The sequence below is a fragment of the Mesorhizobium sp. M00.F.Ca.ET.216.01.1.1 genome (assembly GCF_004010325.2).
Classification (GTDB): Bacteria; Pseudomonadota; Alphaproteobacteria; order Rhizobiales; family Rhizobiaceae; genus Mesorhizobium.
Map to the genome: position 1 here is coordinate 97,105 of NZ_SADR02000013.1, position 25,729 is coordinate 122,833.

A 25,729-nucleotide genomic window follows, 5' to 3' on the forward strand; every position below is an offset into this window, starting at 1 on the left:
CGGGCGCCACTTCGCGCCACTTTGCCACAGGCCCGAACATTAAAATATCGAAATTAATGTCCGAACATCTGTCGGCAGGCGTCGCCATGCTGAAAAGCTCAAACGCCATCTCAAAACGCCTTCGGACAACTGAACCCGGAAAGCGCGGGAAGGAAGAAGGGGTTGGGGCCTGATCCGGTCTGGATCGTATAGGCGACATCGCGTCCGCCGATCACGAAGCGCGCTTCCGTGTTGCCGCCGTTGCTGGTGATATCAGCCTTGTCCAGCAGCCGCATCAGCGCCCATGGACCGTCGAACCTGAAGGCGGACTCGCGGCCCGGCATTTCCGGCGTGAGGCTTAGACTGGCGGATGCGGAAGCCGTGCCGTTCGGCCAGGCCACAGTGCTCGGCGCATTGCCCGCCTGGTTGCTTTGGACGATCTGGCCATCGACTTCGAGCACCGCCGTATCGGCGTCGCCATGCAGCGAAAACGGCGTAAAGGTGATGCTGATCGACGGGGTCGAGCCGCCCAGGGGAAAAAATGCGTTGCGGATTTCCGCAGCCAGCTGGAAGTCTTTCAAGGTCGACTTCGAGAGGTCGCGCCCGAAGCGCGCATCCTGTTTCCAGCTCCAGTCCTGGCCAGTCATATCGATCAGCGATGCGAGATTTTGTGCGAAGAACCGGTCCATCAGTCCGCCGGGAGCGAACAATTTCGCGAAATCCGCCATGGTGATGTCCTCGCTGCCGTTGTCGGCGAAAGGATAACGGCCGGTGACCACTTCCTCGCAGGGGCGCGTGACCGCCTGGTCAAGCAGGTGGTTCAAATTCGCGACCGAGGTCTCGGCGACGTTGCCCTCAAACTCGTCGGCCGTCGCGGTGATTATCCTGGCGAGTTGCTTGGGCAGGCGCGAGACATTGGCGCGAAGGGTGGCTATCTGCAGCTGCAGGTTCATGTTGACGCGTTCCGTCTGCGACGGGACATCGGCCGCCAGCTGCAGGCTTTGGTAGATGTCCCGGAAATTCTGCGTCAGCGCATCGATCGGCCGGTGCCCGGCAGGACCGTTCACCAGGATCTGGAACGGCCTGAACTGCGCTTCGATATTCGCCCCGGGATTCTGGTTTTGCGTGCTCGCCGACCCTGTGCCGGCCCGGCTTTGCGATTTGCCGGTTGATATTTGAATGCCGATGCGGGCCAGACCCTTGGCAATGTTTGCGGCACCCTGTGGCGGGTGTTCAATCATGCCGGGTGGATCCCCGGTGCCTGAGCCATTGCTGGACCCGGGGTCGCGCGTCAGGGCCGTTTCGTCGGCGATGGCCGTAAAAAGTTGCTCGGTCGGCGAGGTTGGCGATGCGGCGGCGGAAAGCGCAAGATAGTGCGGCTTGTCCTTCAGCATCGCCTTGAACTTCAGTCTGTCGAGAACGCCGTTCCACGCCGTGGCGAATTCTTTCCCGTAGCGATCGAGAAGTTCGGGGCCGAGCTTGAGCAACTCCTGATCGATACCGCCTTGCTCGCCGCCACCGCCGAGCACCCACTGGTCATCGACAAGCGTCTGCGCAATGCGCGCGAGTTGTCGGAGATAGAAGTCGTTGAAGCCGGCATAAGTATAGATACCGGGAACGCGCAGCCCTGACAGATCGCTGCCATCGATGCGCTCGAACAACAGCTGTGCTTCCGGGCCCGCCTTCGCGGCCACGGAAAAATCGTCCAGCGCTGCCGCGTATACTGCCGACTTGATCAATGCCGAGGCACGATCGGCAAGGCTCATGCGTCCGAGCGAGCGCTGAGCGGATTCGATCAGCGGCTGGTCAAGTTCGAAGGCCGGGTCATAGGCATCGTCCAGTGCAAGCATGGCGCGCAGATGCTTTTCGAGCTGCAGCCGTCCGTCGCGATTGTTCTCGCCCGGATACCGGTTCTGCTCCCAATCCTGCCTCATCCAGGAAACGATCAGTTCGTCGTCGACTTTCGGCGCCTTGCCGCCAAGCATCAGATAGATTTTCAACGGTTCGTAGAGGCTGGCGGGATCAGCCATCCTGGCCTGGATCGTGCGCTCGGCCTGCAGCAACAGGCGCGAGCGGAACGTTCGCTCCAGCGCTTGCCGGTAGGCCGTCTTGGATGCCGAAAGCAGTCTTTGCCGCTGACTGAGGCCGAACGTCTCCTCGATCGGTGTCGGCATGTCACTGGTTTCGAAACCGGCCGGCAGATTGCGCAACTGGTCTAGCGGGCCAATGGCGTTCTCGAGATCGACATCGGCGACCTCAGTGCTTTTGAGCAGTGCGGCGGCCGTCTCGCGATACTGGCTGATCGCTTGCGTGGTCGATGCGATCAGCGATCTGTTGGCCGTAAAGCTCAGCGCCAGGGCGCCGAGGGCCGTGGCAGCGATCGATGCGATCAGGCCAAGGCCGCCATATCTGGCGACCACCGCACGCCTTTCAGTTGCTCTGTCGTACGAGACCCATCCGGATTCCGCAAAAATCACGCCGGTCAGAAGATCGTGCAAAAAGAAGCTTTTGCCGGTGCCGGAAAGATGAGCCTGGGAGCTGCTGCCGAAACTGCGACCCATTGCCCCCAGCACCTGATCGATCGGGGTTCCCTCCTGCGTGCCCGACGAAAAATAGAGCCCACGCAGGCCGACGTTCACCTGGCTGCGGGCTGGATCGAATATGCCGGCGACAAAACTGGTAATTCGGCCCTTCAGCGCGCCAAACTGCGCCGGAAAACCAAAGATGGATATGCGCGCGACCGGATCAGCTTCTTCCTGGAGGCGGTCGGCCATCTCCTCCGTCAGCCGTTTGGCCAGTGCGTCGAACTCGGCTAGAGCCTCACCGGCCATGTTCCTGCCGCGATCCGCGGTCTGGAATGTCGCGCCCCAGACCTTGCGCCGGCGCGGCTCGTCGAAGCTGCCGAAATAGTTCATGAACCCGGAGACAAGATCGGCCTTGGTGAACAGCAGGTAGACCGGAAACTGGATTTTCAGCGTCTCGTGGATTTCCCGCAGGCGACTGCGTATTTCGGCGACACGGGCATCAAGCTGCTGATCGTCGAAGCTCATCAGATCGGCAAGGCTGATGGCCAGGATGACACCGTTTATCGGTTGCCTGGTGCGGTGTTTCTTGAGCAGCGACAAAAAGGCGAGCCAGCTTTTCTTGTCGCTTTGCGCGTTTGATTCCTGCGTCGTGTAGCGTCCGGCTGTATCGATCAGCACAGCCTCATCGGTGAACCACCAGTCGCAGGACCGCGTGCCACCGATGCCGGCCACCGGTTGCGCGTCACCGGAACCGGCAAGCGGAAATTTCAGACCCGAATTGACCAGCGCCGTGGTCTTGCCCGCGCCGGGCGGGCCTATGACGATGTACCAGGGGATCTCGTAGAGGAAGTTGCGCTTGCCGCTCGACCGCTTGAGCGCCGCGACGGCCTCGTTCATGCGGGTCTCGAGCACCTGCGAGTCGTCGTCCCTGTCGTCGTTGCGGGCAATTGCCGTCTCGAGCGCCCTCTGTGCCTTTCTCATTTTCAGGAAACGAAGCCCGTAGAAGAGCGCGACGATCGCCACGGTCACGCCGATGATCGTCGCGCGCAGCCAGACCGGTCCCAGCGGGCGGATATCGGCAAAGCCGATCAAGGGTCCGGCAAACCAGACCGCTACCGCGAAACCGGCCAACGCGATCGCGCTGAATATCCGCAGCAGCCAACGCGTCATGGGAACTTCCAGCCGACCGTGCTCACAATGTTTCTTCCCTGGGGATAATCACATCGACACGGCGGTTCTTGGCGCGGCCTTCCGGCGTTGCGTTGTCGGCGATCGGTTCGTCTTCGCCCTTGCCATCGACCGCTATGCGCGAGGGGTCGCTGAATTGCGGGGCCATCACGGCTTCGACAGCCTTCGCCCGGGCGACGGAGAGGTCGAAGTTCGACTTGAACGCGCTCGATTTTCGCGGCTTCACATTATCCGTATGGCCAACGATCCTGATCGGTCCCGGCTCGGCCCGCAGGGCTGTGGCGATGTTCGCAGCGATTGGCTGGAACTCGGGCTTTATCTCGGCCTTGCCGGGCTGGAACAACAACAGATTGCTGATCTCCACCACGATGAAGTCACCCTTCGTGCCGATGGTCAGCCCGCCGCCCGCCACTTCCTTGGCCAGCGCCGAACGGATGCGATCGATCTGGGTGCTGGCGGTAGGCGGGGTGACTTTCACCGGCGCGGCCAATGGTGCCACACTGGCGCGCTCGATGGTGATCGGCGTCGATGGATTGAGCGCCAGCAGATCGCCGGCAAGGGCATCGCCCTCATTGGTGATGACAACGCGCATGGCAAAGAATGCCGCCGTCAGCGCTGCTGATGCAGCCGCAGCAACGGCCCAGAGCGGCAGCCGGGCCGATGACTGCGCCATCGTCGCCGACAAGCCCTGCCAGTGGGGAGAGATGTCTTCGCCGGCACGCGCCCTGAAGTAGCGAAGCGTCTCGTAGACGTCGCGCCGAACGCGTTCGAGGTTGTTGTCTTCGCCCGTCACACCTCGATACTGGCCTTCGAACCCCAGCGACAGGCAGGCATGCATCAGTTCGAGCAGATCGTAGTGCGTCTGCGGTTCGGCCAGTATCTTGTTTAGGGCTTCGTAGAAGCCTGTGCCGGTGGGCTCGAGATGAAAGAACCGCGACAGCATGCAGTGCATGGCCCAGGCGTCTGTCTTCGGCCAGGGCAGGTTGCCGATGAGATCGTCGGCGGTCTCGCAGAGGGCAAATTTTGCGATCCGCGCATCCTCTTCGGGAACCCCGGTTTTCTCCGTTGCGCGGTCGAATTTTTCGATCGCCTCGGCGACATGCTCCGCCAGTGGCTCGGCTCGTCTCTCGACGGGTACAAGCCTGAGTTGGCCGAGCAGCATCAGCAAGGGCGCGGCTGCTGCCAGGATCGGGTTTGCCGCGGAATATTTGACGCTGTCCACGGCGTTGAGCAGGATCTCCTGCTGCATGGCAGGCGGCGCGGCGGCGAAAGAGCCCGCCGCCGTCGTGGCGTCGGGAGCCGCCTCCTGATAAATCACGGTTCCGGATGTCCAATCCGGCGGCATATGCAGGCCGACGCCGGGATCGAAAACCGTTGATTCCTTGGCCTGTGAGTGCTGTCCGGTATGCGCCACAGATCCTTGGGGGGCCGGCGCCGATTTTTGCTCACGCCGCGGCGTCGCGCGAATGACGGTCTTGCCCGCAGGGCCGAAAGCGTCGTCCTTTGAGCTCATTGCCGGTCTTCCGTCCACGCACGACGCCCGCGTTTGCGCCAGATGGGCGCAAAACAGTTCCCGGTCACGTGCAGGCAATGCAGGCGCTGCTGGTGAGGGCAGTGTCCGGAGGAAGGTTGGCTACAAGACGCTATCCCGCCGTAACATGACATTTGCCGCAGACCCCCCAGGTCAATCAGCCTTACCCGCTTGGCGAACTGTCGTATGTGATCGTAATCTCAGAAACCGTCGATTGGAACGGGATCCAGTGCGCCGACGAGATTTTCTTCGCAGCCCCTTTCGCCAGCTTTCGTCTCCCCGGCCTATTTGTGCTTGTCGGCTTTGGCATAGGCTTCGCTGAAATAGGCCAGGAATATGTCCAGCATGCCGTTCTCGTGTGTCTCCTCCATTGTCCGCCATGTCGCGACAAAAGCGTCCCAGGCCTGGCTTTTCTTCGAAGTGAATGACGTGGGCGGCAGTTTCTTGCCGATAGCCTCAGGCGACAGGTCATCGAGCAGCCGGGAAAGAGCAGCCTGCATGGCTGCATAGGTGGCAAATTCGTGCGCCTTGAGATCGCGGAATGCATCCTCGACACTGTGCCTGGCGTCAAGATAGCCGGCTCTGCGCCGTGCGAACATGATTTCGAGGATGTCGTCGGTTGCCGGCACGAACTTTAACGGATTGTTGTCCGTGGCGCTTATCATCGTGCGGTGTGTGCTCTTGGCCAATATCTTCGCCGCCGCGCGTGCTTTCAGCAGCAAGGCCAGTTCCTCGACCACAATCCGCAGCACCGAGCCGATTTCGGCGGTTACTTCATGCCGCTCGCGCGATTGAAGCAATTCCGGTGATATGCCGGCCGCAATCGCGATTTCCCGCAGCACCTCGTCTGCGTCAGGACGCTGGCCGGCCGAGGGGAGGGGCGTGGCCTGTCGCGGCGTTGGCGCTCGCTGCTCGGCCGGAGTGAAGAAAGGCTTGTCTCCGAATTCCAGAGGCTGGCCTGTCGTGGCCGGCATTCCTCGTTGCGTCGAACCGTGGCTGCTCTCGGGATACCCTGTCGCGGCGCGCTCGCCGTCGATCGATACCACGATGACATAGCGGCCGATCAGCAACCGGTCGCCATGGTCGAGCCGGTGCCGGCCGGTCATGCGCTGGCTCGATCCGTTGATGAAGGTGCCATTGCGTGAGATATCGTGCAGCCAAAACGCGCCTGCCTCGTATCGAACCTCGCAGTGCCGGCCGGAGATGAACTTGTCCGGGTCGGGCAAGATCCAGTCGCAATTTTCGCGTCCGATTTCGAAGCTGCGATCACGCGACCTGTAGCCGAGCGAAACGCCAGCGGGCAGGGCATCGACGTTGCTGATCTGCAGACTGATTAACATCCGGAATCGCCTGTCAATTGTCGATCGCTGGCGGCCTCGTCGATACGATACTCCATCACGCTGGTGTGGCGAATCCAAAATTCGGATCACGTTGGCGCAGCGCAGCGAGCCAACTCTGGATTCTGGCAAAAGTCAGGGCCCGTTCCGTTCTACCGTCCTCTTTGGCCAGCGCAAAAACATGTGGTAGGCTCAACACGGACTGGCAAACCAGCGAGAATTTAGTGTGATTTTGAGTTCCTGAACGTGATGTCGTTAATATAGCAGGGCCTTCGAATCCACGACACTGGCGGCCGCGTCCAGGAGGGGCACAACCCATGCCGAGTGAACAACGCGCCACGGTGGTGCAGACGCCGGTTGGCGCTGAGTTGCTGACCTTCACGCATCTTATCGGGCGCGATGAGATCAGCCATTGTCTGGCCTATACGGTCGGGTTCGTAAGTACCAGCCCCGATATCGATCCGCTGAAGATGCTGGGTGGTGCCGTCTCGATCGAAGGTGAGTCCGATCCGAAACGCTGGTTCAGCGGTCTCGTGTCCGAGTTTCGGCTCACCCGGATCGAGGACCGGCTGGCTTATTACGAGGCGGTAGTCAGGCCGTGGCTCTGGTTCCTCGGAAATACGACCGATTGCCGTATCTTCCAGAACATGAGCGTCATCGAAATCGTCGAGGAAGTGTTCTCGAAATACAGCACCGCAAAATTCGAGAAGCGCCTGCAAGGGTCCTATCCGCCGCGCGAATACTGCGTGCAATACGACGAGACCGATCTCGATTTCGTGCAGCGGCTGCTCGAGCACGAGGGCATCCTGTATTTCTTCGAGCATGACGAGGGCAAGCACACGCTTGTGCTGGCCGATGCCATGAACAAGCTGAAGCCGGCGCCGGGTTATGAAAAAGTGCCTTACCACTTTGAAGGGCAGGGCTCCCGGCGCGATGTCGAATATATCACCGACTGGGTGCCGGGCAGTTCGGTGCGGCCCGGGGCCTATGCGCACACCGACTATGATTTCAAGAAGCCGGGCGCCGACCTGATGGCCAAATCCGCCCAACCTTTCGGTCACAAACTGGCCGCGGGCGAGAATTACCGCCAGCCCGGCGCGCATCTCGAAGTGGCGCGCGGCGACAGCCTGGCCGCGATCAGGCGCGAGGAAATCCAGGCCGTGCACCAGCGCATCGCTGCGGTCGGAACCGTGCGCGGTCTGTATTCGGGCTGCACGTTCAAGCTGGACGGCTTTCCGCGCGAGGACCAGAACCAGGAGTATCTGGTGGTCAGCGCCGAATACAGGCTTTTCGATCCGGGTTACAAAGCCCATGCCGACGTCGACAGCGAGAACTTCAAGGTGATCCTTGGCGTGGCACCGACTGCCTTGCCCTATCGTCCGCCGCGGATCACGCCACGTCCGATCATGCGCGGCCCGCAGACGGCGACGGTGGTCGGTCCGTCCGGCGAGGAGATATTCACCGACAAATATGCCCGGGTGAAGGTCCAGTTTCACTGGGACCGTCTGGGCAAGAAGGACCAGAACAGCTCCTGCTTCGTGCGGGTTTCGCAGACCTGGGCCGGCAGCGGCTGGGGGTTCATCCAGATCCCGCGCATCGGCCAGGAGGTGATCGTCGATTTCATCGAGGGTGACCCGGACCTGCCGATTATCACTGGCAGGGTCTACAACGCCTCCCAGATGCCGCCTTACGGCCTGCCCGGCAGCGCCACCCAGTCCGGCTGGAAGTCGGACTCCTCCAAAGGTGGCGGCGGCTACAATGAGTTGATGTTCGAGGACAAGGCCGGCTCCGAACTGGTCAACTTCCAGGCGCAGAAGGACCATAACCTTCTGATCAAGAACGACCGCACCAAGCTGGTGCAGCACGACCAGTCAGACCGCATCGACCACGACGCCAAGCACTCCGTCGGCCACAACCTCGACGAGGACGTCGGCAACAACAAGACGGTCAAGGTCGGCGTCGACCAGACGACGAATATTGGTTCGAACGATACCGAGACGGTGGGCGCGAACCGGTCGCTGACGGTGGGCGCCAACGAGACGATCCACGTCGTGGCGAATTCGACTGAGAATATCGACATCAACCACTCGCAGACCGTGGGGGCGGTTCAGACGATTACAGTGGGCGCGGCTCGCATTGATTCCGTCGGTGCCGCGGAGACCCGAACCGTCGGGGCTTTTCAGATTAACACGATCGGGGCGGCGCGGTCGATGACCGTTGGAGCGGGCCAGACCCACAAAATCGCCGCATCAGATACGTGGCGGGTCGGCGCAAGCCAGGCTGTCAAGATTGGGGCCGATCAGAGCTTCGATGTGGGAGGAGCTCATGCGACCAAGATTGGCAAGGGACGTCAGGCAAGCGTCACCGCCGATGATTTGACGGATGTCGGTGGGGCCTACGCGTTGCAGGTCGGGAAGAGCGGCAGCATCACGATCAAGGAGAATGGCTCGATCGGCGTGGGCAAGAAGCTTGTTATCGATGCCGGAGACGAGATTACGATAAAATGTGGTGATGCCTCTATCATCATGAAGAAGGATGGGACGATCGGCATTAAGGGCAAGGACATCACTTTGACCGGAAGTGGCAAGATCACGGCGAAGGCTTCGTCTGATATTGTCATGAAAGGCTCGGAGATCAAACAGAACTGAGGTTTTGGATGGCGAAGACAATTCAGCGTGTAGACGGTGTAGTGATCGGCGTTTTCCTAGGCTTTGACGACGCTGGACCTCTGGTCGTATTCCCAGGGAATCCAAGGGACACCGCTCTTTCGGCACACACACTGGCTGATCTGACGCCTGAGATGATCGGGTCGGAAGTCGCGTTGCTGTTCCAGGAAGGCGATGTGACAAAGCCGCTCATCGTCGGACGGATCGTTAAGCCGCCTCGCAAATCGAAGGCGCCTCAGGAAACCAAAAAAAGCGATACTGTGACAATCTTCGGTGACGATCGGATCGAGCTGCGATGCGGCAAAGCTGTCATTATCATGGAGAAGGATGGCCGCATCACCATCCGCGGCACATATTTGACTAGCCATGCGAGTGCCACCAACCGTATTCGCGGCGGCTCAGTGAATCTGAATTGATGGCGCCGCCGGTTCTTTACGAGATCGTCAGGCAGCATGCGGAAATGGCCGCGTTTCTGTGGACCGTCTACGACTACAATTTGCTCCACCCAGGCGAGAATCCGGACATGGATGACGAGCGCTTAGCGCGTGTCGTAGACCGGCTAGAGGCCCATCTGGACGGTTTGTTTGTGGCGGGGGATGTCGGCAAAAAGATTGCCCAAGAGCGCTATGACGAATTTCCAGAGCAGGGGGAATTGTTCGTCGTTCGCATGTTGGCAAGCACGGTGCCAATCAAGGTAGCCGATCTTGATCTGGAAAAGGTGCGCCGCTATCTGGCGGCGGCCGCAAGATAATTGGACAATAGAATTCTAGTGTTACAATCTAGCGATGAAAGACTCTAATCGGGTATCTGATGGCCAAAGAAATAACGTTGGCCCGTGACGAACCGGCTCAGGTCGACTTCGTCGAAAAACTCCTCCATTGTCATTCCCGCAGCGATAGGATCGAGAAGGAAGTCTTTGTACATAGCAGTTAAGTCAAACCCTGTGGCTGCCTCAAGCATAGATCGGCCAATTACGACCTCTTCCACATCTCGCCGTTCGGAAACGAGTTCCAGGGTTCTGTGAGCAATCTTGTCGAAATCGAGAGGTGAGCCCTCGAATATCGCGTCTGTCTCGGGATTTGAAAGCGTTGAGGCCACCGCCGTATGCCGCGCTGTGACCATCGCGACATATCCTTCGTCGTCGTAGTGAAATGGCGCATCATACCACTCTGGCCAACCGTCCTCTCGAATCTTATCGGGACCATCCATGATCAGGCCACGCTCAGATTCGAGGAGGAAGGACAGGTATGTAGGAATTGAAAATTCCTTCTCGCGATCAGTCTGCACCTTCATGATGTTCAACGCCACGGGCACTGTCCAACTCAGGCCGGAACTCAACAGTGTCTCCGACACCCACTGTTGTACGAAGGTGTCTCGTAGGTGAAAGATTTCGGGAGCGAACGATTCGACCAATTGCCGCAGGATTTTGCCGGAACCGGCTCGCGACAGCAGTAAGGATGCGGCGCCCCAGACGATGCCGTAGTCGTAGCGCTTGATAAGAGGAATCAGCGAAGAGCATTCGTCGAATCGACCCTCCCGGCAGGCTATCAGCACGTCTTCACAGACGGTCATCGGATTGTCCCTTGCAGTTGCGGGGATGGCGCTGCCTGTCATGCGCCAATGGTCGCGTGGGAAATGGAAAGCTGCACCGCGTTCGAGGAGCGGGTGCTGCTGCTTCCAGTTTGGCGGTCGTGGGCTTACCAATCCTTCTCTCCGAAATCGTGAAGCTTCGTTTGGGCGGCGTCAACCTTCTGGCATTCGGGCGCAAGTGCGCTATTGGGGACCAGATTGCTTTGACTTGTCGGACAGCCACCGGCTTGAAGCGGTGTTTTGTGGTTTACCGTCTCGCCCTTGGCCTTGATTGGGCTCCCGTCAGGCTTTGTATGGCTAGCGATGCTGACCTGACGAACCGAGTCCTTAAAACCCAGAATGTTCTCGCGGTAGAAACTCTTTCGATTGGACTTTCCAACGACCGATGGAGGAACCATGCTGTCGAGAGAATGCGGCATGTTGAAATGAACGCCGCAGCCCATGTCTGCCGGATCGTGAAGGTTGGGACAAGGGGGCTTCTGAGCTCGCGCATTGTCAATCGTCGCCTTTGCGTCCTGAGCGTCCTTTAGCTGCTTGTCGCAACCGTCCCTGACTTTCTGTAGGGAGGTCGGATCCAATGTGTACTTATCGCCTCTTTCTATATCTTTGGCGATACTGTCGATCTTTGCCTGTCGGTTTTTGACGATGTTGTTGTAGAAGTCATCTTCTTTGATTGGCTGCAGCATGTCGCCATTGCCGTCGACCTGGTTTGCGTGCGCCGGCTGAGCGCCACAGCAGGGACATTTCGTTTCGGGCTTGGCGGGATTGACGAACGCGCCGTTTGAGATGAACCCGTTTGGAATGACGTTTCCCATGGGCGAACTATGATTGTTTGTTGCCATGTCGACGAAACGGCTGACCGGATTCTTCTCGAACTTTACGCTCCCGGACCAAGCGATAGCATATGCCTTGCCGGTGTTGTTCGAACTAATAATGCCTTTCTTGGCAGCGCGGCCCGCTTCAGTTCCCTTGGTATCTTCGTAGTACGACTTGTTTTTCTGCGAGACATTTTCACCGCGAATCTTAACGGTGCCCGTCCCCTTATCAGTCGTCTTGTCGAAGCCAAAGGATGGGTAGGGCACGGGAACGCCAGGCGGCGTGGCTGGATTCTCGGGAGGAGTGAAGCAGACGTCTGGAAAAGAAGCGATAATCTTGTTGGACTGCTTCTTGCAGACGATCTCCAGTCCATTGGCGTATACGGTCATCGGACCGCCCTCGCGACAAGAACCGCGGCGCCGCAGGCACCGGCATCGCTTGACGCCTCAATCAACACGGGATTGCCGGCCGCATAGCCTTTCTGCGCGGCCACATAGGCCATTCCGAGCATGACAGGGACAACGGCGGAACCGATATTGCCAAGGCTCTCAGCGGGAGACCAAAAATCCTGAAAATCGTGCCTGCCACGCAGATGCCTCATCTGCGCCAATGCGCTTTGCTTGAACCAATACTGCTCGCCGATTAGATCCGAGATACGGTATCCTAGCCGGTTCATGCCTATCCCGCTCTGGGACAGCGCTGCGTCGTATGCGGAGGCCATGCCGTCGCCTCTCAACGGCAGATCTTGCTTGTTGTAGATATTTGCGTGTTCTCTGGCGAGCCCAAGGCCCGTCAGCCGAAAGCCGCCATAACTTGGTGCGCCGCAAAGCACTGCTGCTGCGGCCTCGCCAGGGATAAATCCGTTTGGTTGTTCTGGGGTGAGCAGCCTCTTGTCCGCAAGATAATGCATCGTCGACCCGGCCGTCAGGTAGCTGTCGACACCTGCAATCATCACGTATCTGAATTCGCCGGCGGCGATCATGCGGCCAGCGTGATCGAGCGCGACGTGCCCCGATGGACGTCCGTGCGCCACGATCCGGGAGCGACCTACAGTCTCCACCTCGGTGTACTCGGAGATGCGCTTGAGTAGTCGCACCATGTTGCGCACAGGCCGACCTGGCCGATCTTCTTCCGCCAGGCATAGTATTAAGGCCGTTTGGCCTCGCGCTCCCGGGACCTGATCGAACGCCTCCCCGATTGCCCCGGACACTAGATGCGCCAGCCGCTTCTCGCCGATCCAGTCCCGGGGCAGCGGTACTGGGGCGCCAACCAGTCTCTCGCCGTTGGGAACGACAAAACGCGTCTCTTGAAATCCATCAATCCCAGCGCGCATTGCTGCGCAACTTGACGGCGCATCGAGGCCGACGGCGGTGACCATGCCGACCGACAGAATATCCACCACCGCCGTCATGCGTCTTCCGGCATTCTGCGTGTACGCGCCTGGACACGGACATAACGCTTCTTGGAGCGGACAGCTCTAAGCATACCCTTAGTCGGCGGTCCGATCCATATTTCGGAAAAATCCAGAAGCGTTCGGTGGATGCGCTGCGAGGCACGCCAGACCAGCGAAACCTTGCGAACCTCCGGGTCAAAAAGAATCGTGTCTGGTAGGATCTGGCTCTCGGAGCTTTGCCGTCGATCCTTGAAAAAGGTGATGGGCAACCCCATCGCCGGCAGGCGAAAGCTCACCTTCCCCTCAGGCGTCAGGTTTACCAGCTGCACCTCTTCGCCGCCTCGCGGATGGTCGATCTGCTGGTCAGGCGGGGCCATCTGGAAATAGCGCTCGTCGAAGTCCGGCGGCAGGAACGGGAATATGTTCTTCGTCCAGTTGTCGTCATACGTGCCGCCATACTCGATGCGGCCGGGCCAGCCGCGTCCCATCGGGCCGAAGCTCATGGGCTTGTAGTCGCCGAAGGGCGATCGGATTTCCTCGCCGACGGCTTGCGTATTCGGCAGCCGCAGACCCGGAATGAAGCGCTGGTTCTTCGTGCGAGACCAGCCGGTCCCGACCGGATTGTATTTGTAGCTGGCGGGGAGCTTGTCCTCCGGATCCAGCCTGTCGACACCACCCCAGGCGACGTCATAGGAGATGGGCAGTTTCAGGAAGGGTTGCGGCGACGTGGCGGTAAAAACCGGGCCGATGGAGCGCCATTCGCGGTGGCCGACGACCTCGAACAGTTTCGACCAATTGCCAACCTTGATGCCAACCGGCACGCGCTCCGCCGGACGCCCGCCCGGCGCGTAGGCGCAGCCATTGGCGATCACATCGCAGCGCGGCTTGCGGAAGGCGAAATCGGTCTCCCAGAACGTTGCCGAATAGCCGGGCGTGCCGGTGTGCGTGTCGGCGAAGACGAGCGGCGCCTGCTTGGTAGATTTGCGTACTTGTCCGCCGGGTGCTTCCGGAAAGTCGAACGTGCCTTTGATCACGATCACAATGTACTCATGGCCGGCCTTGTCCATGCCCATGGTGAATTGATGCGGATACCCCATCTGGTTCCAGATCTGCATCAGCCGGTCTCCCAGCTGGCGGCGAGGATTTGCTCCAATGTCGCTTGCGGAAACTGCGGATCGATATCGAAAATGTCGGACTGGCTTGTCCACATCACCATGCCGCTGATGAGCTCTTCGCCCTGCTCGACAGGCGGCACCGGCAGTCCGGCCAGCGCGGCATCCAGTTCGTCGGGCGTCATCTCGCCGCGCTGGGCGGCGATGGCCGCTTCTTCGATCCCGGAAAACCAGGCTTCGGCGTGAGCCAGTTGAACGGGAGCTTCAGGAAGCTGCGCGACGACGCTCAAGGGGAATTGTCGGCCAACCCTGTCGGCGCTCTGCAAAATGATGCCTGCCGAGGCGCCGAAGGAAGCCGGGCCGGCCAGAAAGCGCAGCGCTGTGGTACGCGGCCAGGATTCGAGGCCAATCAGCGGCACGAGATGCTGCGCCAGCCAGCGGTCCCAGCTGCGAACAAAGTCCCCCGTCAGCCGCCGGCTAACGAAATCGCCGGTGGCGGGAATTTTGCCGTAAAAACCGGGCAGGATCATATCTGCGGCGGACATGTGAACTTCTTGAACATTTGCAGATTGTAGGGATTTTCGACGCTGGCGGCCTTAAGCTCGAAGTCGGCGTACATGCCTTTCGTGCCCAGTCGCAGGCTGTAGACATCGGACAGTGAGGTGCCGGTGAAGCGGCCACTGCGCAGCAGCCTCAGCCACGCCCAGCTGCCGGTCTCGTTGAGCAAGATCTCAGGCGAGCCGTCGATCGGCTGGAAGGCGAGCGATATGACCCCGGTGCCGTCCTTGCCGGGCCAGGTCATCGGTTGCGGCCGCGTCGCGTTGTTGTAGTAGACCAGGTTCTGGCCATCGAGATTGAGCGTCACGCGCGTGACGTTGGGGGACAGGTCCTTGGGTTCGAGCGTGAAGCTCATCACCGGGCCGGTGCCGCCGGGAAAGAGATCGTCGCGGATCCGCCTCGCCTGTTCGAACGCCGCCAGCGCCGAGGGGTCTAGGCCGAAATCGGCGCGCCATTTCCATGGCTGGCTGGCGGTGTCGACATAGCTGATCAGGTGGTCGTTGATGAAGGCGTCGATCAGGCCGGCCGGTCCGAACAGGCGGGCGAAATCGCGGACATTGACGTCTACCGCGCTGTCGGCACTGAACGGATAGCGGTCGTTGAGCGCCGCCTGGCAGAACGGCAGGATGTCGGCGCGCCAGATGGCGTTGAGCTCCGAGGTGACCGCCTTCTGCGTCAGGCCGCTGGTGTCGCCGGCGATGCCGCCGAGCCAGTCGTCGATCGGATCGGGCAGGATTTGCGCCTGCCTAGCGACCGCTCCCGTCAGCTCGGCAAGGCCGCCCTGCTTTTTGATAGCGTCCTGGGGGTCGGGATTGGCGGTGACCGTCTGCAGCACGTTCGACAGTGCCGTCAGTGCCACCACCGCTGCGTCGAGTGCCGGCGGCTGGCCGTCGACCTCGGCGATTGCGCCCTTGAGCGGCTTGAAGTGTTCGGCCACCAGGTTGCCGGTAAGATCCACCTCGCCGGGAGACCCTGCGCGCGGCAGCAGTTTTGCCCCCGTCTTCGCCAGCTTGCCGAGCTTGCCGAGTTTGCCAAGTAGTTTCGAGCCGCCCTTGGCTGCTGCCTTGTCGTCGGCCGGCGCTTCATCGGATCGGGTAAGATCGGTCTCCTGAACGACCGCCGTAAGCAGGCGTTTCAGCGCGGAATCGGCGCTTGAAAGATCCTTCAGGTTCTCGCTGGCGACGTTGAGGTCGGTCAATGGCGCGAGCCGCATATCGCGCAGGAAGCTGTCCCATTGCGCGATGTAGTCGTCGTAATAGAGCTTCAGGATATCCTCGGACAGCGCCGACACCGAAGTCTCGGAATTCTCAGAGCAGCCTCCGGCGAAGACCGCCCGATCCAGCGCCGCCTGGGCGGCGACATCCTCGATCCGGTCGAGAGTGACATCATGGAAACCGGAATAGGTGAAGGCACCCGAAATGCCGACGCGAAGCGTCTTGTCGGAACGCCGCGCGAAAACCTTGGCCCCGTTGGGACCGGCGAAATTCGCCGGGATCCATTCCTTGAGCTCGGCCACCGCCGGGTCGGCCAGCAACTGCTTGTAGCCGCGCGCCGGCAGCGAAATCGTGCAGACGGTTTTGAGCGCCTCGGCAACCAGCGCCTGATCCGGGGCGATGTAACTGTCGTCGACCGCCATGCGGTGGATCGCGGCAAGCTGGTGCTCTTCCGCGTCGGCGGTCGGAAAGGGTGCCGCCGGCGCGAATTCGGGCAAGCTGTTCACCCACCAGTTCTGGGCGAAATCGGGGTCCATCTGCGACAGGCCCGTCATCATGCGATAGGTTTTCAGTGCCCCGAGCATGAAATCCGGATCGCGGATCTGCCGCCACATCGTCGCTTCGAGCAAGGCGACCATGTGCGGCTCGAGAATGTTGCGCAGGGCGTGGTCGTAAGTGTCGGCCTGCGCACGCACCAGCTCCGCCGAGGCCGACGGCCCAAGCAGGTCCTGGGCTGCGCCCGGCGGCATGGTCCGGGCATTTGCGACCTCGGCCATCGCGTTGAGGGCGCCGTCGATCGCGGGCTGCTCCACCGATGCCGGGTTTGCGGTCGCCGAGGTAAGTGGCGTCTGCAGCGCCTCGAACTGGCCTGCCTGGGCTGTGATCGCGTTGCGGTTGTCATAGTAGGACCAGGTGAACAGCGCGCCGGCCAGCAAGGCCGCCGCCGTACATGCGGCAGCAGCGCCCCGCCAGATCCAGGTGCGGCGGCGCTGCGCCAGCGGATCGAACGTCCCCAGGCCTGCTTCCCTGAAGATGACCTCGGTCAGCAGGTTCTTCAGGAAGAAGCTACGTTTTTCAACGCGCGGCGCGGGCATCACCCGTCGCGGCGGAAGACCGAACGAGGAAGACAACGCCGCGGTCAGGCGGTCGATGGGCGCCCCTTCCTGGGTCGCCGACGTCAGATAAAGGCCGCGCAGCCAGGCGGCCTCTTCATATCGGCTTTCGCCGAACATCGCCTCGACCAGCACCTGGATCGGTTCGGACAGAGTTGCGAGCTGGGCGGGAAACCTGAAGATCTCGGCACGGGCGGCGAGTTTGTCCTCGTCCTCCAGGCGCGGCACCAGCCGTCGTTCGAGTTCCGTCGCCAGCGTCGAGATTTCCCGCTCGATGGTCTTTGCGTCGACGCGCGCATCGAGCGCGAAGGTCGTCCCCCACACCTGCTCGCGCGAGGCCGTCGACAGGCCACCGAAGAAGGCCTCGAAACCCTTGATCAGGTCGGCCTTCGTCAGCATCAGATAGACGGGAAGGCGGATCTCGAGTCGGTCGTTGAGCTCGGCCAACCGACGGCGGATCTTGCGGCCATGCGCCTTGATGGCTTCGTCGCCCTCCGAAAGTACGTCGATCGAAAGCGCGACGATGACGCCATTCAGCGCCCGGCGGCCGCGGTGCTTCTTCAACAGCTCGAGGAAGCCCAGCCATTCCGCCGCATCGACGTCGGGCTGGCTCTCCTGCTGGACATAGCGGCCCGCCGTGTCGATCAGAACCGCGTTCTCCGAAAAGAACCAGTCGCAGTTGCGCGTGCCGCCAACCCCCTGCAAGTCGTCGGTAAGGTCGATCGGAAAGTTCAGCCCAGACTGGCGCAGCGCCGTGGTCTTGCCGGTGGCCGGCGGCCCGACGATCACATACCAGGGCATTTCGCGCAGGAACTTGCGTCCGCCCAGTTTGCGGCGCTTCAGTTCGGCCATTACCTCGGTAAACTTGGCGCCGACAGCGGCGACGTTCTCTTCGCCGGGGCTCAGCGGCTTTTCAACCACGGGCGCGGCGATTTCGGCGACGAACATGCGGTTGGCGCGGATCGCCCGGCGCTGCGCGACAATCAGCCAGATCAGCCAGAAGATGACCAGCAGCGCAATGATGACGATGCGCACATTTTCCGAGGCGAAAGGTTCATAGGGACCGACCCGGACGATCGGGCCGAACACCCAGATAACCAGCGAAAGCAGCGTGATGCCGATCAGCGTCCACAGCCAGCGCGATGTCAGAACCGCCCACAGGAAGCGCAGGATGAACATGTCACAGCCTCTTTTCGACCAGCACCTCGACGCGCCGGTTCAAGGCCCGGCCCTCGCGCGTGCTGTCGTCGGCCACCGGATCGGTGGCTGCGCGTCCTTCGGAATGAACGCGGTCCTGGGGCACCCCGTTCTGGACCAGCATGTCGGCGATGGCCGCCGCGCGAGCTTCCGACAGCCGCTGGTTGGTGGAGAGCGGGTTGGACCTTTGCAGAGGAATGCTGTCCGTATGGCCGACCACGGTGATGTTTCCGATCAGTTCCTGATTGGCGAGGATCACCTTGGCGATCGAGCCGATCAGGGGTTCGAAGCCTTCCGTCAGTTGTGCCCGCGACGACTGGAACAGCTCGGGGTTGGAAGCCTGGACGATCAGCTTGGCCAGCGAAACGCTCTCTGTGCCGCTGAGGGCCGCTCTGAGATCTGCCGGCGCGCCAGCCTGAAATTCCGGCAACAGCGCGAAATCCACGGCCTCTGGTGGCGGTGCCTCGACCTTTGGCGACGTGCGGCTGATATCTCCGCGCGTCGGAGGTGGCAGCGCGCGGACAAGCGCGGAAAGCTCGACTGCCTGGCTGCTCAGTCCCATCGAGAGCCCGATATGGATTGCGGTGGCGATGACCGCCGCAGCGAGCGCCATCACCCAGATCGGAACGATGAAGCGCTGCGGCTCGTCTGACGCGATCACGCCTTTCCAGTTCGGTGACAGTGGCGCGCCCTCGGCGTCGGCATCGCGCAGGAAGCGCGCCGCAGCCACGCGAACGGCATTGAGCGAGCGGTCGCCCGAGCGGCCGGGCACGCGGTATTTGCCGCGAAAGCCGAGCGCCAGGCAGTCATATTGCAATTCCAGCAATTCGCGATCCCGGTTCGGGTGGCGCTCCAGTTCGTCGAGACGGCTGAAGAATTGCGTGCCGGCATCGACATCGCCACGAAGCATGACCACAAGCGGTTGGCGCGGCCATGCGCTGGCGCCACCCCAGGGCGTGTTCAAGGCAAGATCGTCGAGCAACGCCGCCACCGCCCATGCCGCCTGGTCGGCTCGCTCCAGCGATGATCCCGTCGACATTGCCGTGTCGCGTGCCCGAACCAACTCGTCGAGCAACCGCGTGCGCAACGCTTCCGGGTTCTCTGGCGGCAGCGCGCTTTCAAGCTCGGGCGCGAACTCCAGCAAAGACGCAAACGCGTTGACGAGTGCGTTCGGGTGCGTGCGCGACCGTTTCACCGGCGTGCCCGGCAACAGGGGCGTCATCGGCCGCGGCATCGGCGCGCCGGTCAATCGTATGCGGGTACGTTCACGATCCTCCGACAGTCCGAAAGGATCATCCCGGCTCATGATCTCACCTGTTCACCGAATAGCAGTCCACCTGCGGCTCGCTCGGCAGCACACCCGAAACGCCGATAACGAAGCCGGGAGCATCGAGCAGCGAGGCCCAGTGCTCGCTTTTCTGATCCAGCTCGAGGCACAACCGGTCGCCGTCGTAGGGGATTTCGCGAGGCTGCGAATGAAGCGGTTTCAGCGGAATGCCGGGCAGACGGGATTTCCACAGGCCCTCGAACTGGTCGGCCGAGCCGACAGTCGCCTGATTGACGAATATCTTGCGCAGCGCGTCCTCCGACAGCTCGGAGCCGACCCGGATGACGATCCGGCTGGCCACCAGCAGCTTCGGGTTGTCGATACGGATTTTCCAGACGTTGGTCGAATGCCGCATGACGGGCAGCGCACGCGATTTCGGCTCGATGTAACGCAGGCTGAGGATGAGCGAGCGCAGCGCGTCCGCCAGCGCCGAATATGCCGGGCCAGGCGCCATATGATCGTAGGCGGGCAGTTCGCCCAGCCGTCGTGCGCTCGAGCCGTAGGTCGCCATCGAACCGGCGAGGCCGGCGAGCTCGAGGTAAAGCTCTGCCGGATGGAAGACATCCTGCGCCAGCATGTGCGCCAGTCGCGGACGCGCCGCGTTGGCGAGATTGAGCATCAACAGGTCTTCGACGCTGCGCCCCGGCCCGCCCATGACCATTTTGCCATGTGCCTCGGCGATCTGGTCGAGGCCGGCGACAACCTCCAGAAGCAATTGCCGGTACCAGGCGACCGCGCCGGTAACCAGCGTAGGCGGCAGGAAACTCTCATCGAGGGAGACGCCGCCGTCGGCTCGAACCCCTTTGATGTCGGCTATGGGCAGCGCGGTGTAGCCGCCAACCGATTTGCCGGGTGCAAGCAGCAACGCCTGCGGGCGGGCGATTTCGATTTCTTCAGGGTCTGAACCGCCCTGGACGGCGTCGCGGACCGAGACGATCCGCCCATGATAGCGCGCTCCAGTGGATGCGGCGTGCGCGGGATCGAACCCGATACCGCCGGGGGGCTCGAGCGGCAGGGCGATCAACACCGCTCCGGCGCCCGTATCGGGGGTGACCGGCAACGGTCGCGGCGCGTCCATCATGTCCGGGATGGAGAACGGGGTGCCGTCCGGGAAGATGCCCCGCGCGGACAGGATCGCCACCTGGCCGGCATCGAGCAAGGCCTGGTCCAGCGTCAGCTGCTGAAAGCCGAACGTATGCAGTTGCCCGGCCCGCAGCGCGCCGCGCACAGTCGCCTCGAAAAACCGGTCCTGCTGCTGGAAATGCTGGGTCCGGAGAAACAGCCCTTCGGACCACAGCACCCTGTTTGTATCGCTCATGCCGCTACTCTCTGCATCGAGCCCCTTGTCTCGGCCGCTAGGCGGAAATGCCGCCGCTGCCAAGCATGACGTTGATGGTGAATTGCGAGCCCGGCGACACCGACTTGGTTGTCCGCCAGTTTCGTCCGCCGGGCTCGCGGATCAGCGCAACGAAGCCCAGCGCCGTCGCGTCTGGCTCGACCGTAATGGTTTTGGATGCGGTTTTTCGCGGTCCGACGGAAATCTGATCCGATCCGATGAGATCGCCCGCGAGCGCGGAACCCGCATCCCCCTGCAGCGCAAAATAGTCGGCGGAATTGAATTTGCCGGAGCTGCGCAGCCGCATCACCAGCACCGTAACCGGCCGGTCACCGCCACCAGGTCCCGGGTTCATGCCGGCCGCGCCGGTCAGGTTGACAGTGATCACGGATGGCTTTGGCGGGCCGCTCTGGCAAGCTGAAAGCAGGCCCGTCGCGCCCAGGGCAATGATGAATTCGCGTCGGTCGATCATGTCTTAGTCCTCCTCCTCATATGCATCCCGAAAATCAGCGCCGATCTCGCCAAGGAAGCTCGATTCCGCACTCTGGGCGATTTCACGGTGGCGTTTCTGGTAAAGCTCCCACAGCTTGGCGCCGCGACCGCCCGAAAGCAGGGTGCCGATCGCGGAATTCGACTTCAGCTCTTCTTCGATCGCCGCAGGGTCGAAGCGGTCGATCATCCGCCGCAAGGCGGCCTGCACGCCCCGCCAGGCGCGCACGTGATGCTGCGCGAGATCGCGCACCGCGTCCCCGATCGCCGCCTCGCCGGCGAGAAATCCGGGGCTGCGCTCGGCGATGATGGTCACGATGGCGTCGTCGACCGTCGGCAGAAACTTGAGCGGATTGACCTCGGAGGGTCCGACCATGGTCTGGGCGACGCGAGCGTTTCCCTTTTCCTCGGCCCGCTTGCGCAAGAGCTGCATCAGGCCTTCCATCATGAGCCGGTATTGGCGACCGAACTTCTCCATTTCGGCGACGCTGTCGCGCCCGGGGAAATCGGCTTCTTCAATGCCCATGCCACGCAGGAATGCCGTGCGAAGGGCCATGTCTGGCTGCTGAGCCGCCGCCGAGGCGCGGGCAGGTTTGGCAGCCGCAGCCATGCGTGGAGGAGGGGCATCGGCCGCCTGTGCGGGCAAATCCCAGGGATTGGCGGATTGCGGTCTTTTGGCGATGCGTTCGCGCTGGTCGGTCGAGCTGGCACCGTTTCCCGAACCGGGCACAGCAGCCGGCCCGAAGCCGAAATCGTCATCAAATCCGGACGGCTGCCGCAGAACGGTGTCGGTTGCGCCGCCTGGTTCGGGACGGGCGGCGGCGCCTTTCGGCGCCGGCGTCGACACCGGATCGAGGCTGAACGGATCGTCGAACGCAGGCGAACTGCGCAGACTGGAATTGGCACGCTCGAACGCACCCGGAACCGGCTGCTCGAACGGGTTCGGCAGATCGGCTGGACGCGGCCGCCGCGGCTCTTCCTCGACCGGGGCCGAAAAGAAATCGTCACGGCCGATGCTCACCGGTGCCCGCGATGCGGGCGGCGACCGCTCCGGGAGCGGTTGGCTGGCTGGTGCCTGGCCGGCCGGCGTCTGCAGGTCGACGCAGACGATGTAGTCGCCCAGCCTCAGCCGCATGCCGTTCTGCAGCCGCGCCGACTTGCCGACGCCAAGCGGGCTGTCGGAATCGTTTATGAACAGCCCGCTGCTCGATGTGTCGGTGACGAAATATCCGTCCCGCCCGCCGGTGATCCTGCAATGCGAGCGCGAGACGAACATGTCGGGATCGTCGATCTGCCAGCCTGCGTCGGCGCTGCGGCCAATCACCAGCTCACCCTCGTCTAGCCGGGTCTGCCGCACCGCCTGGGTGCGTGGCCCTTGCTCCAGCGTCAGCAGCAGACTCATACCGCGACCCCCGCCATTTCCGGCCGACACCCGACGACGGTCCGCAGCCGCAGATCGTCAGCATCTCCGCTTTCAGCGGGCCGCGCAAGCCAGGCGGTCCGGGCGAGCTGTATCGCTCCGATACGGGGCGGCGGCACCGCGTCGCGAGCGAGCACGATGCGCAGATCGACGTCGAGAGCCCCTCCGACCATGTCGCGAACAGCCTGCTTGAACACAGTCAGGCGCTGACCACCCGGCAGGAACGCCTTGAAGTCCTCATAGGACAGCGGGCCGACACGGAGTTCGATCCTGCTTTGCCGGCTGAAGGTTCGCGGACCGATCGTCGCCCCGCGACCGAGCGCTGCGTAGGCCTTGCCGACACGGCTCTGGAGCTTGGCCGGTATGGCCATCCACGCGGCGACGAATTCCTTGACCTGGACCGGCACCTTGAATGCTTCCGCCAGGAACAGCGTCAGCCGCTCCGGGCCGTCGACCTGGCTGGCGAGCGAGGCGGCCTGGCGCAGCTTCACCGTGTCGAGATCGGGATTTTGGGTACCGGGAAGTCCAATCCCCGCCATGGCTTCGAGCATCGCCCTGACGCGGCCGCCGACCGCGCGTTCGACCTGCACTGCCGGATGCGCGTCTGCCCAGGCCCGATAATACAGGCTGATCATACGGTGCTGAAGGATGTTAACGAAGTCCACGAACGTCGTGTCGCTGGTCTGCTGTGCGTCGGCGCCGGTGAACCAGCGCTGCGACAGGCGATCGAGCACCCAGCGTGTCAGATGAAGCGGCATCGGGCCTTCCGGTCCCAGCAGCCCGAGATTGGCAATCGTCACCCGGGCCGGCACCCCGTCCTTCCCTGGCATCCCGTCCTTCCCCGGCACCCCGTCCTTCCGCGGCACCTTGTCCTTGGCCTGGCGGAATCCAACCACGTCCCTGGCGGAAAAGCTGAGACGTACATGCTGCCCGAGCCTTGCCGGCTCGCGGTCGGGATGGCCGGAATAGCCGAACAGCCCACCTCTTCGTTCGAGCCGTCGCAACAGCTCGAAAAAGTCGAACGCTTCGGACAGCTCCTCGGCCCGCTCGGGGTCGAACTTGTCTAGATCAGGTAGCGATTGCCGGGCGTCATCGGCCATGGCACATCCTCCTGCTTCTGCAGCAGCCGCGTGCGGGTCCGCACAAAGCCGTTTATTCCGGCGTGACGGGCAAACAGCCGTGCCAGCAAGGCCGAAAGCAGCAGCGTGCTTTGTCCTGCCAGGACCGACTGGTCTACATGCAAAGTCACTTCCGTGCCTCGTCCGAAGCACATCGGCCCGTCGATCTGCAGCCGTTCGATGACCGACCGCGAGTCGATGCGAACGATCGAGTGCACGTTGCGGGCAAGGCTCGGATCGCCCCGGTCGGCATAGAGATCGAGCAGCGCATGCAGCGGATCGACGCCGCGGCCTTCCTTGGCAAGGCTGAGGAAGTTGAGCGCGAGCTGCGCCACCAGCCGCCAGGCGAGATTGTCGGCGCGAGATTCGCCCTCGGCGCCGGATGGCAGCGCAGCGGGGATAGCCGGCTGCGGCGGGCGCAACGCGCCGAGAAGCCTGACCGTTTCGACCGGATCGCCGGCCTCCAGCGTCAAGGTCGGATTGTCGTCCAGTATAGGCAGGTCGCGGTTGGTGCAAAGTGCCATGATGTCGAGCCGCATCAGCGGCCGGTTCGCCGGGCTTCCGGCCGGACGCGAGATCGCCAGGAAGACATCGTCGCCGGTGTAAGAGGTGCGGGTCAGGCCGTCGCGCCGTTCATCTTCAGTGGCCCGGCGAGGGCGCCGTTCGGTGGAATAGACCCAGCCGCTGCCGCGGTTTTGCCCCAGGCTGAAGAGCTCCGGAATCTCGGCGTCGGTACCCTCGGTGTCGGCGTCCTCGACGCGGGTGACCCGATAGATTTCGAAATCCCGCGCCCGTGTGCGGTCGGCGTGCAGCACTTGCCGCGTCTTGCGGGGATCGAGCTCGATGACGTTGCACTCGCGCTCGAAGAGATTGATGATCGGCGTTGCGAAAAGCTCGAAATCGGCCGGCGTCAGGTCGGCAAGCTCCGGCACCGGACGCCGGAACATGAAGATGATCTCGAGCCCGGCCGCGCATTTGCGCACCACCGGCTGCAGCCCTGAAACCCGCACATAGTGGAAGCGCTCGGGCATCATGAAATATTCGCGCAGCAGGCGGTAGCCTTCGAATGTCGGACGGGTGCGCGGCATCAAGGCCTCGTCGTCGCCGATGCCGACCATTTCGGGCCCGGGCAAGGGCGACAGCGGGTTGGTCTTGCCCTCCGCGCGTGCCCCGACAGCCGAACAGGCGCCGAAGATCGCGTCGAACAGGAGTGGCGCTTTGGTGCGCCCGGCGAAATAGAGGTCGAGCCGGTCGAGCGCCAGCTCGTCGAGCTTGCCTTTTCCTGTCCGGGCCAGCGCGATGCGAAGCGCGGCTTCGCCGCCGACGCCGCCGATCGGCGTTATGCCGGCCGCAGCCAGCCCGCTGCGATCCTGGAAATAGCTGACCGACGTGATCGCTATCGGCCATAGCGTCATTTCCTGCGCGGTGGTGAATGTGCAGCGCGTCGACAGGCCGGGTTGCAGGCTGGAGACCAGCCGCGTGTTCCGCTTGACCACATGGCCGGCAATCATCGACTGAACCTGCTGGCCGGGTTTCAGCACAGCCATCGCCGTTGCCGGCGCCGGCGTGACCAGGTCGGGATAGAGGACATCCAGCACGCTGCGTGAAAACCGCGAGCGTTCCGCATCGACTTTCAGCCGGGTGCGCGCGGCGAGAAAGGCGACGCCGTCAAGCAGCCGCTCGACATAGGGATCCGGACACGGGACCGTATCGAGCGAAAGATTGCGCGCCACCGCCGGATGCATGTCGGCAAATTCCGCCGCAAGCCCGCGAATATGGGTCAGTTCTTCCTCGTAATATTCTACGAAGACCCGATCCATC

At 62.3% G+C, this 25,729-nt stretch carries 18 protein-coding genes; 3 read left to right on the forward strand and 15 right to left on the reverse strand.

Translation table 11 applies throughout. The features are described 5' to 3' along the window. Window positions 1-110 precede the first annotated feature (110 nt). The 3 genes from tssM (EN859_RS18220) to tagH (EN859_RS18230) form a co-directional block, all read right to left on the reverse strand. Window positions 111-3,674, reverse strand: a complete 3,564-nt coding sequence (gene tssM / locus EN859_RS18220; RefSeq protein ID WP_127854273.1) for a type VI secretion system membrane subunit TssM — start codon at window positions 3,672-3,674, stop codon at window positions 111-113. Window positions 3,675-3,696: 22 nt separating this feature from the next. After that, window positions 3,697-5,205, reverse strand: a complete 1,509-nt coding sequence (gene tssL / locus EN859_RS18225; RefSeq protein WP_127854272.1) for a type VI secretion system protein TssL, long form — start codon at window positions 5,203-5,205, stop codon at window positions 3,697-3,699. Window positions 5,206-5,507: 302 nt separating this feature from the next. Beyond that, the gene (gene tagH / locus EN859_RS18230) at window positions 5,508-6,563 is read right to left on the reverse strand and encodes a type VI secretion system-associated FHA domain protein TagH (RefSeq protein WP_127854271.1); all 1,056 of its coding nucleotides are present in this window, start codon (window positions 6,561-6,563) and stop codon (window positions 5,508-5,510) included. 314 nt (window positions 6,564-6,877) lie between these two features. Here tagH (EN859_RS18230) and tssI point away from each other — a divergent pair, with 314 nt between their 5' ends. From tssI to EN859_RS18245, 3 genes are read left to right on the forward strand one after another with little or no spacing between them, the layout of a single operon-like run. Then, window positions 6,878-9,208, forward strand: coding sequence for a type VI secretion system tip protein VgrG (gene tssI / locus EN859_RS18235; protein WP_127854270.1), 2,331 nt, complete (start codon window positions 6,878-6,880; stop codon window positions 9,206-9,208). Between the two features lie 8 nt (window positions 9,209-9,216). Beyond that, window positions 9,217-9,642, forward strand: a complete 426-nt coding sequence (locus EN859_RS18240) for a DUF6484 domain-containing protein (protein ID WP_127854269.1) — start codon at window positions 9,217-9,219, stop codon at window positions 9,640-9,642. Continuing rightward, window positions 9,639-9,977: a hypothetical protein gene (locus EN859_RS18245; protein WP_127854268.1), complete on the forward strand. Its 339-nt coding sequence runs from the start codon at window positions 9,639-9,641 to the stop codon at window positions 9,975-9,977. Before EN859_RS18240 ends, EN859_RS18245 begins: the two co-directional genes overlap by 4 nt. 44 nt (window positions 9,978-10,021) lie before the next feature. On the opposite strand, the gene EN859_RS18250 is transcribed toward EN859_RS18245, so the two are convergent. The 12 genes from EN859_RS18250 to tssF all read right to left on the reverse strand — a co-directional run bounded on the left by EN859_RS18250 (window position 10,022) and on the right by tssF (window position 25,728). After that, on the reverse strand, window positions 10,022-10,798 hold the full coding sequence (locus EN859_RS18250) for a hypothetical protein (protein ID WP_127854267.1): 777 nt from the start codon (window positions 10,796-10,798) through the stop codon (window positions 10,022-10,024). 125 nt (window positions 10,799-10,923) lie between these two features. Continuing rightward, window positions 10,924-12,021, reverse strand: a complete 1,098-nt coding sequence (locus EN859_RS18255) for a DUF4150 domain-containing protein (RefSeq protein ID WP_127854266.1) — start codon at window positions 12,019-12,021, stop codon at window positions 10,924-10,926. Further along, window positions 12,018-13,043, reverse strand: coding sequence for a 3-oxoacyl-ACP synthase (locus EN859_RS18260; RefSeq protein WP_127854265.1), 1,026 nt, complete (start codon window positions 13,041-13,043; stop codon window positions 12,018-12,020). The genes EN859_RS18255 and EN859_RS18260 overlap by 4 nt, the downstream gene beginning before the upstream one ends. Next, complete coding sequence (locus EN859_RS18265; protein ID WP_127854264.1) at window positions 13,040-14,140, reverse strand: DUF2169 domain-containing protein; 1,101 nt, start codon at window positions 14,138-14,140, stop codon at window positions 13,040-13,042. Before EN859_RS18265 ends, EN859_RS18260 begins: the two co-directional genes overlap by 4 nt. Next, entirely contained in the window at window positions 14,140-14,682 is a 543-nt protein-coding gene (gene tagF, locus EN859_RS18270; RefSeq protein WP_245525611.1) for a type VI secretion system-associated protein TagF, read from the reverse strand. The genes EN859_RS18265 and tagF overlap by 1 nt, the downstream gene beginning before the upstream one ends. Further along, window positions 14,664-18,200 (reverse strand): type VI secretion system membrane subunit TssM, encoded by a 3,537-nt coding sequence (gene tssM, locus EN859_RS18275; protein ID WP_127854263.1) that lies wholly within the window; start codon window positions 18,198-18,200, stop codon window positions 14,664-14,666. The genes tagF and tssM (EN859_RS18275) overlap by 19 nt, the downstream gene beginning before the upstream one ends. A 1-nt stretch (window position 18,201) precedes the next feature. Beyond that, window positions 18,202-19,524 carry a type IVB secretion system protein IcmH/DotU gene (icmH, locus tag EN859_RS18280; protein WP_127854262.1) on the reverse strand — a complete coding sequence of 441 codons (1,323 nt, stop codon included), beginning with the start codon at window positions 19,522-19,524 and terminating at the stop codon, window positions 18,202-18,204. 4 nt (window positions 19,525-19,528) lie between these two features. Beyond that, a complete protein-coding gene (tssK, locus tag EN859_RS18285) occupies window positions 19,529-20,863 on the reverse strand; it encodes a type VI secretion system baseplate subunit TssK (RefSeq protein WP_127854261.1) in 1,335 nt (444 codons plus the stop codon). A 37-nt stretch (window positions 20,864-20,900) separates the two neighbouring features. Beyond that, window positions 20,901-21,353: a type VI secretion system lipoprotein TssJ gene (gene tssJ, locus EN859_RS18290; protein WP_127854260.1), complete on the reverse strand. Its 453-nt coding sequence runs from the start codon at window positions 21,351-21,353 to the stop codon at window positions 20,901-20,903. Window positions 21,354-21,356: 3 nt separating this feature from the next. Further along, a complete protein-coding gene (gene tagH, locus EN859_RS18295) occupies window positions 21,357-22,772 on the reverse strand; it encodes a type VI secretion system-associated FHA domain protein TagH (protein ID WP_127854259.1) in 1,416 nt (471 codons plus the stop codon). Further along, window positions 22,769-23,890, reverse strand: a complete 1,122-nt coding sequence (tssG, locus tag EN859_RS18300) for a type VI secretion system baseplate subunit TssG (RefSeq protein ID WP_127854258.1) — start codon at window positions 23,888-23,890, stop codon at window positions 22,769-22,771. The genes tagH (EN859_RS18295) and tssG overlap by 4 nt, the downstream gene beginning before the upstream one ends. After that, a complete protein-coding gene (tssF, locus tag EN859_RS18305; RefSeq protein ID WP_127854257.1) occupies window positions 23,854-25,728 on the reverse strand; it encodes a type VI secretion system baseplate subunit TssF in 1,875 nt (624 codons plus the stop codon). The genes tssG and tssF overlap by 37 nt, the downstream gene beginning before the upstream one ends. Between the last annotated feature and the right edge of the window lies 1 nt (window position 25,729).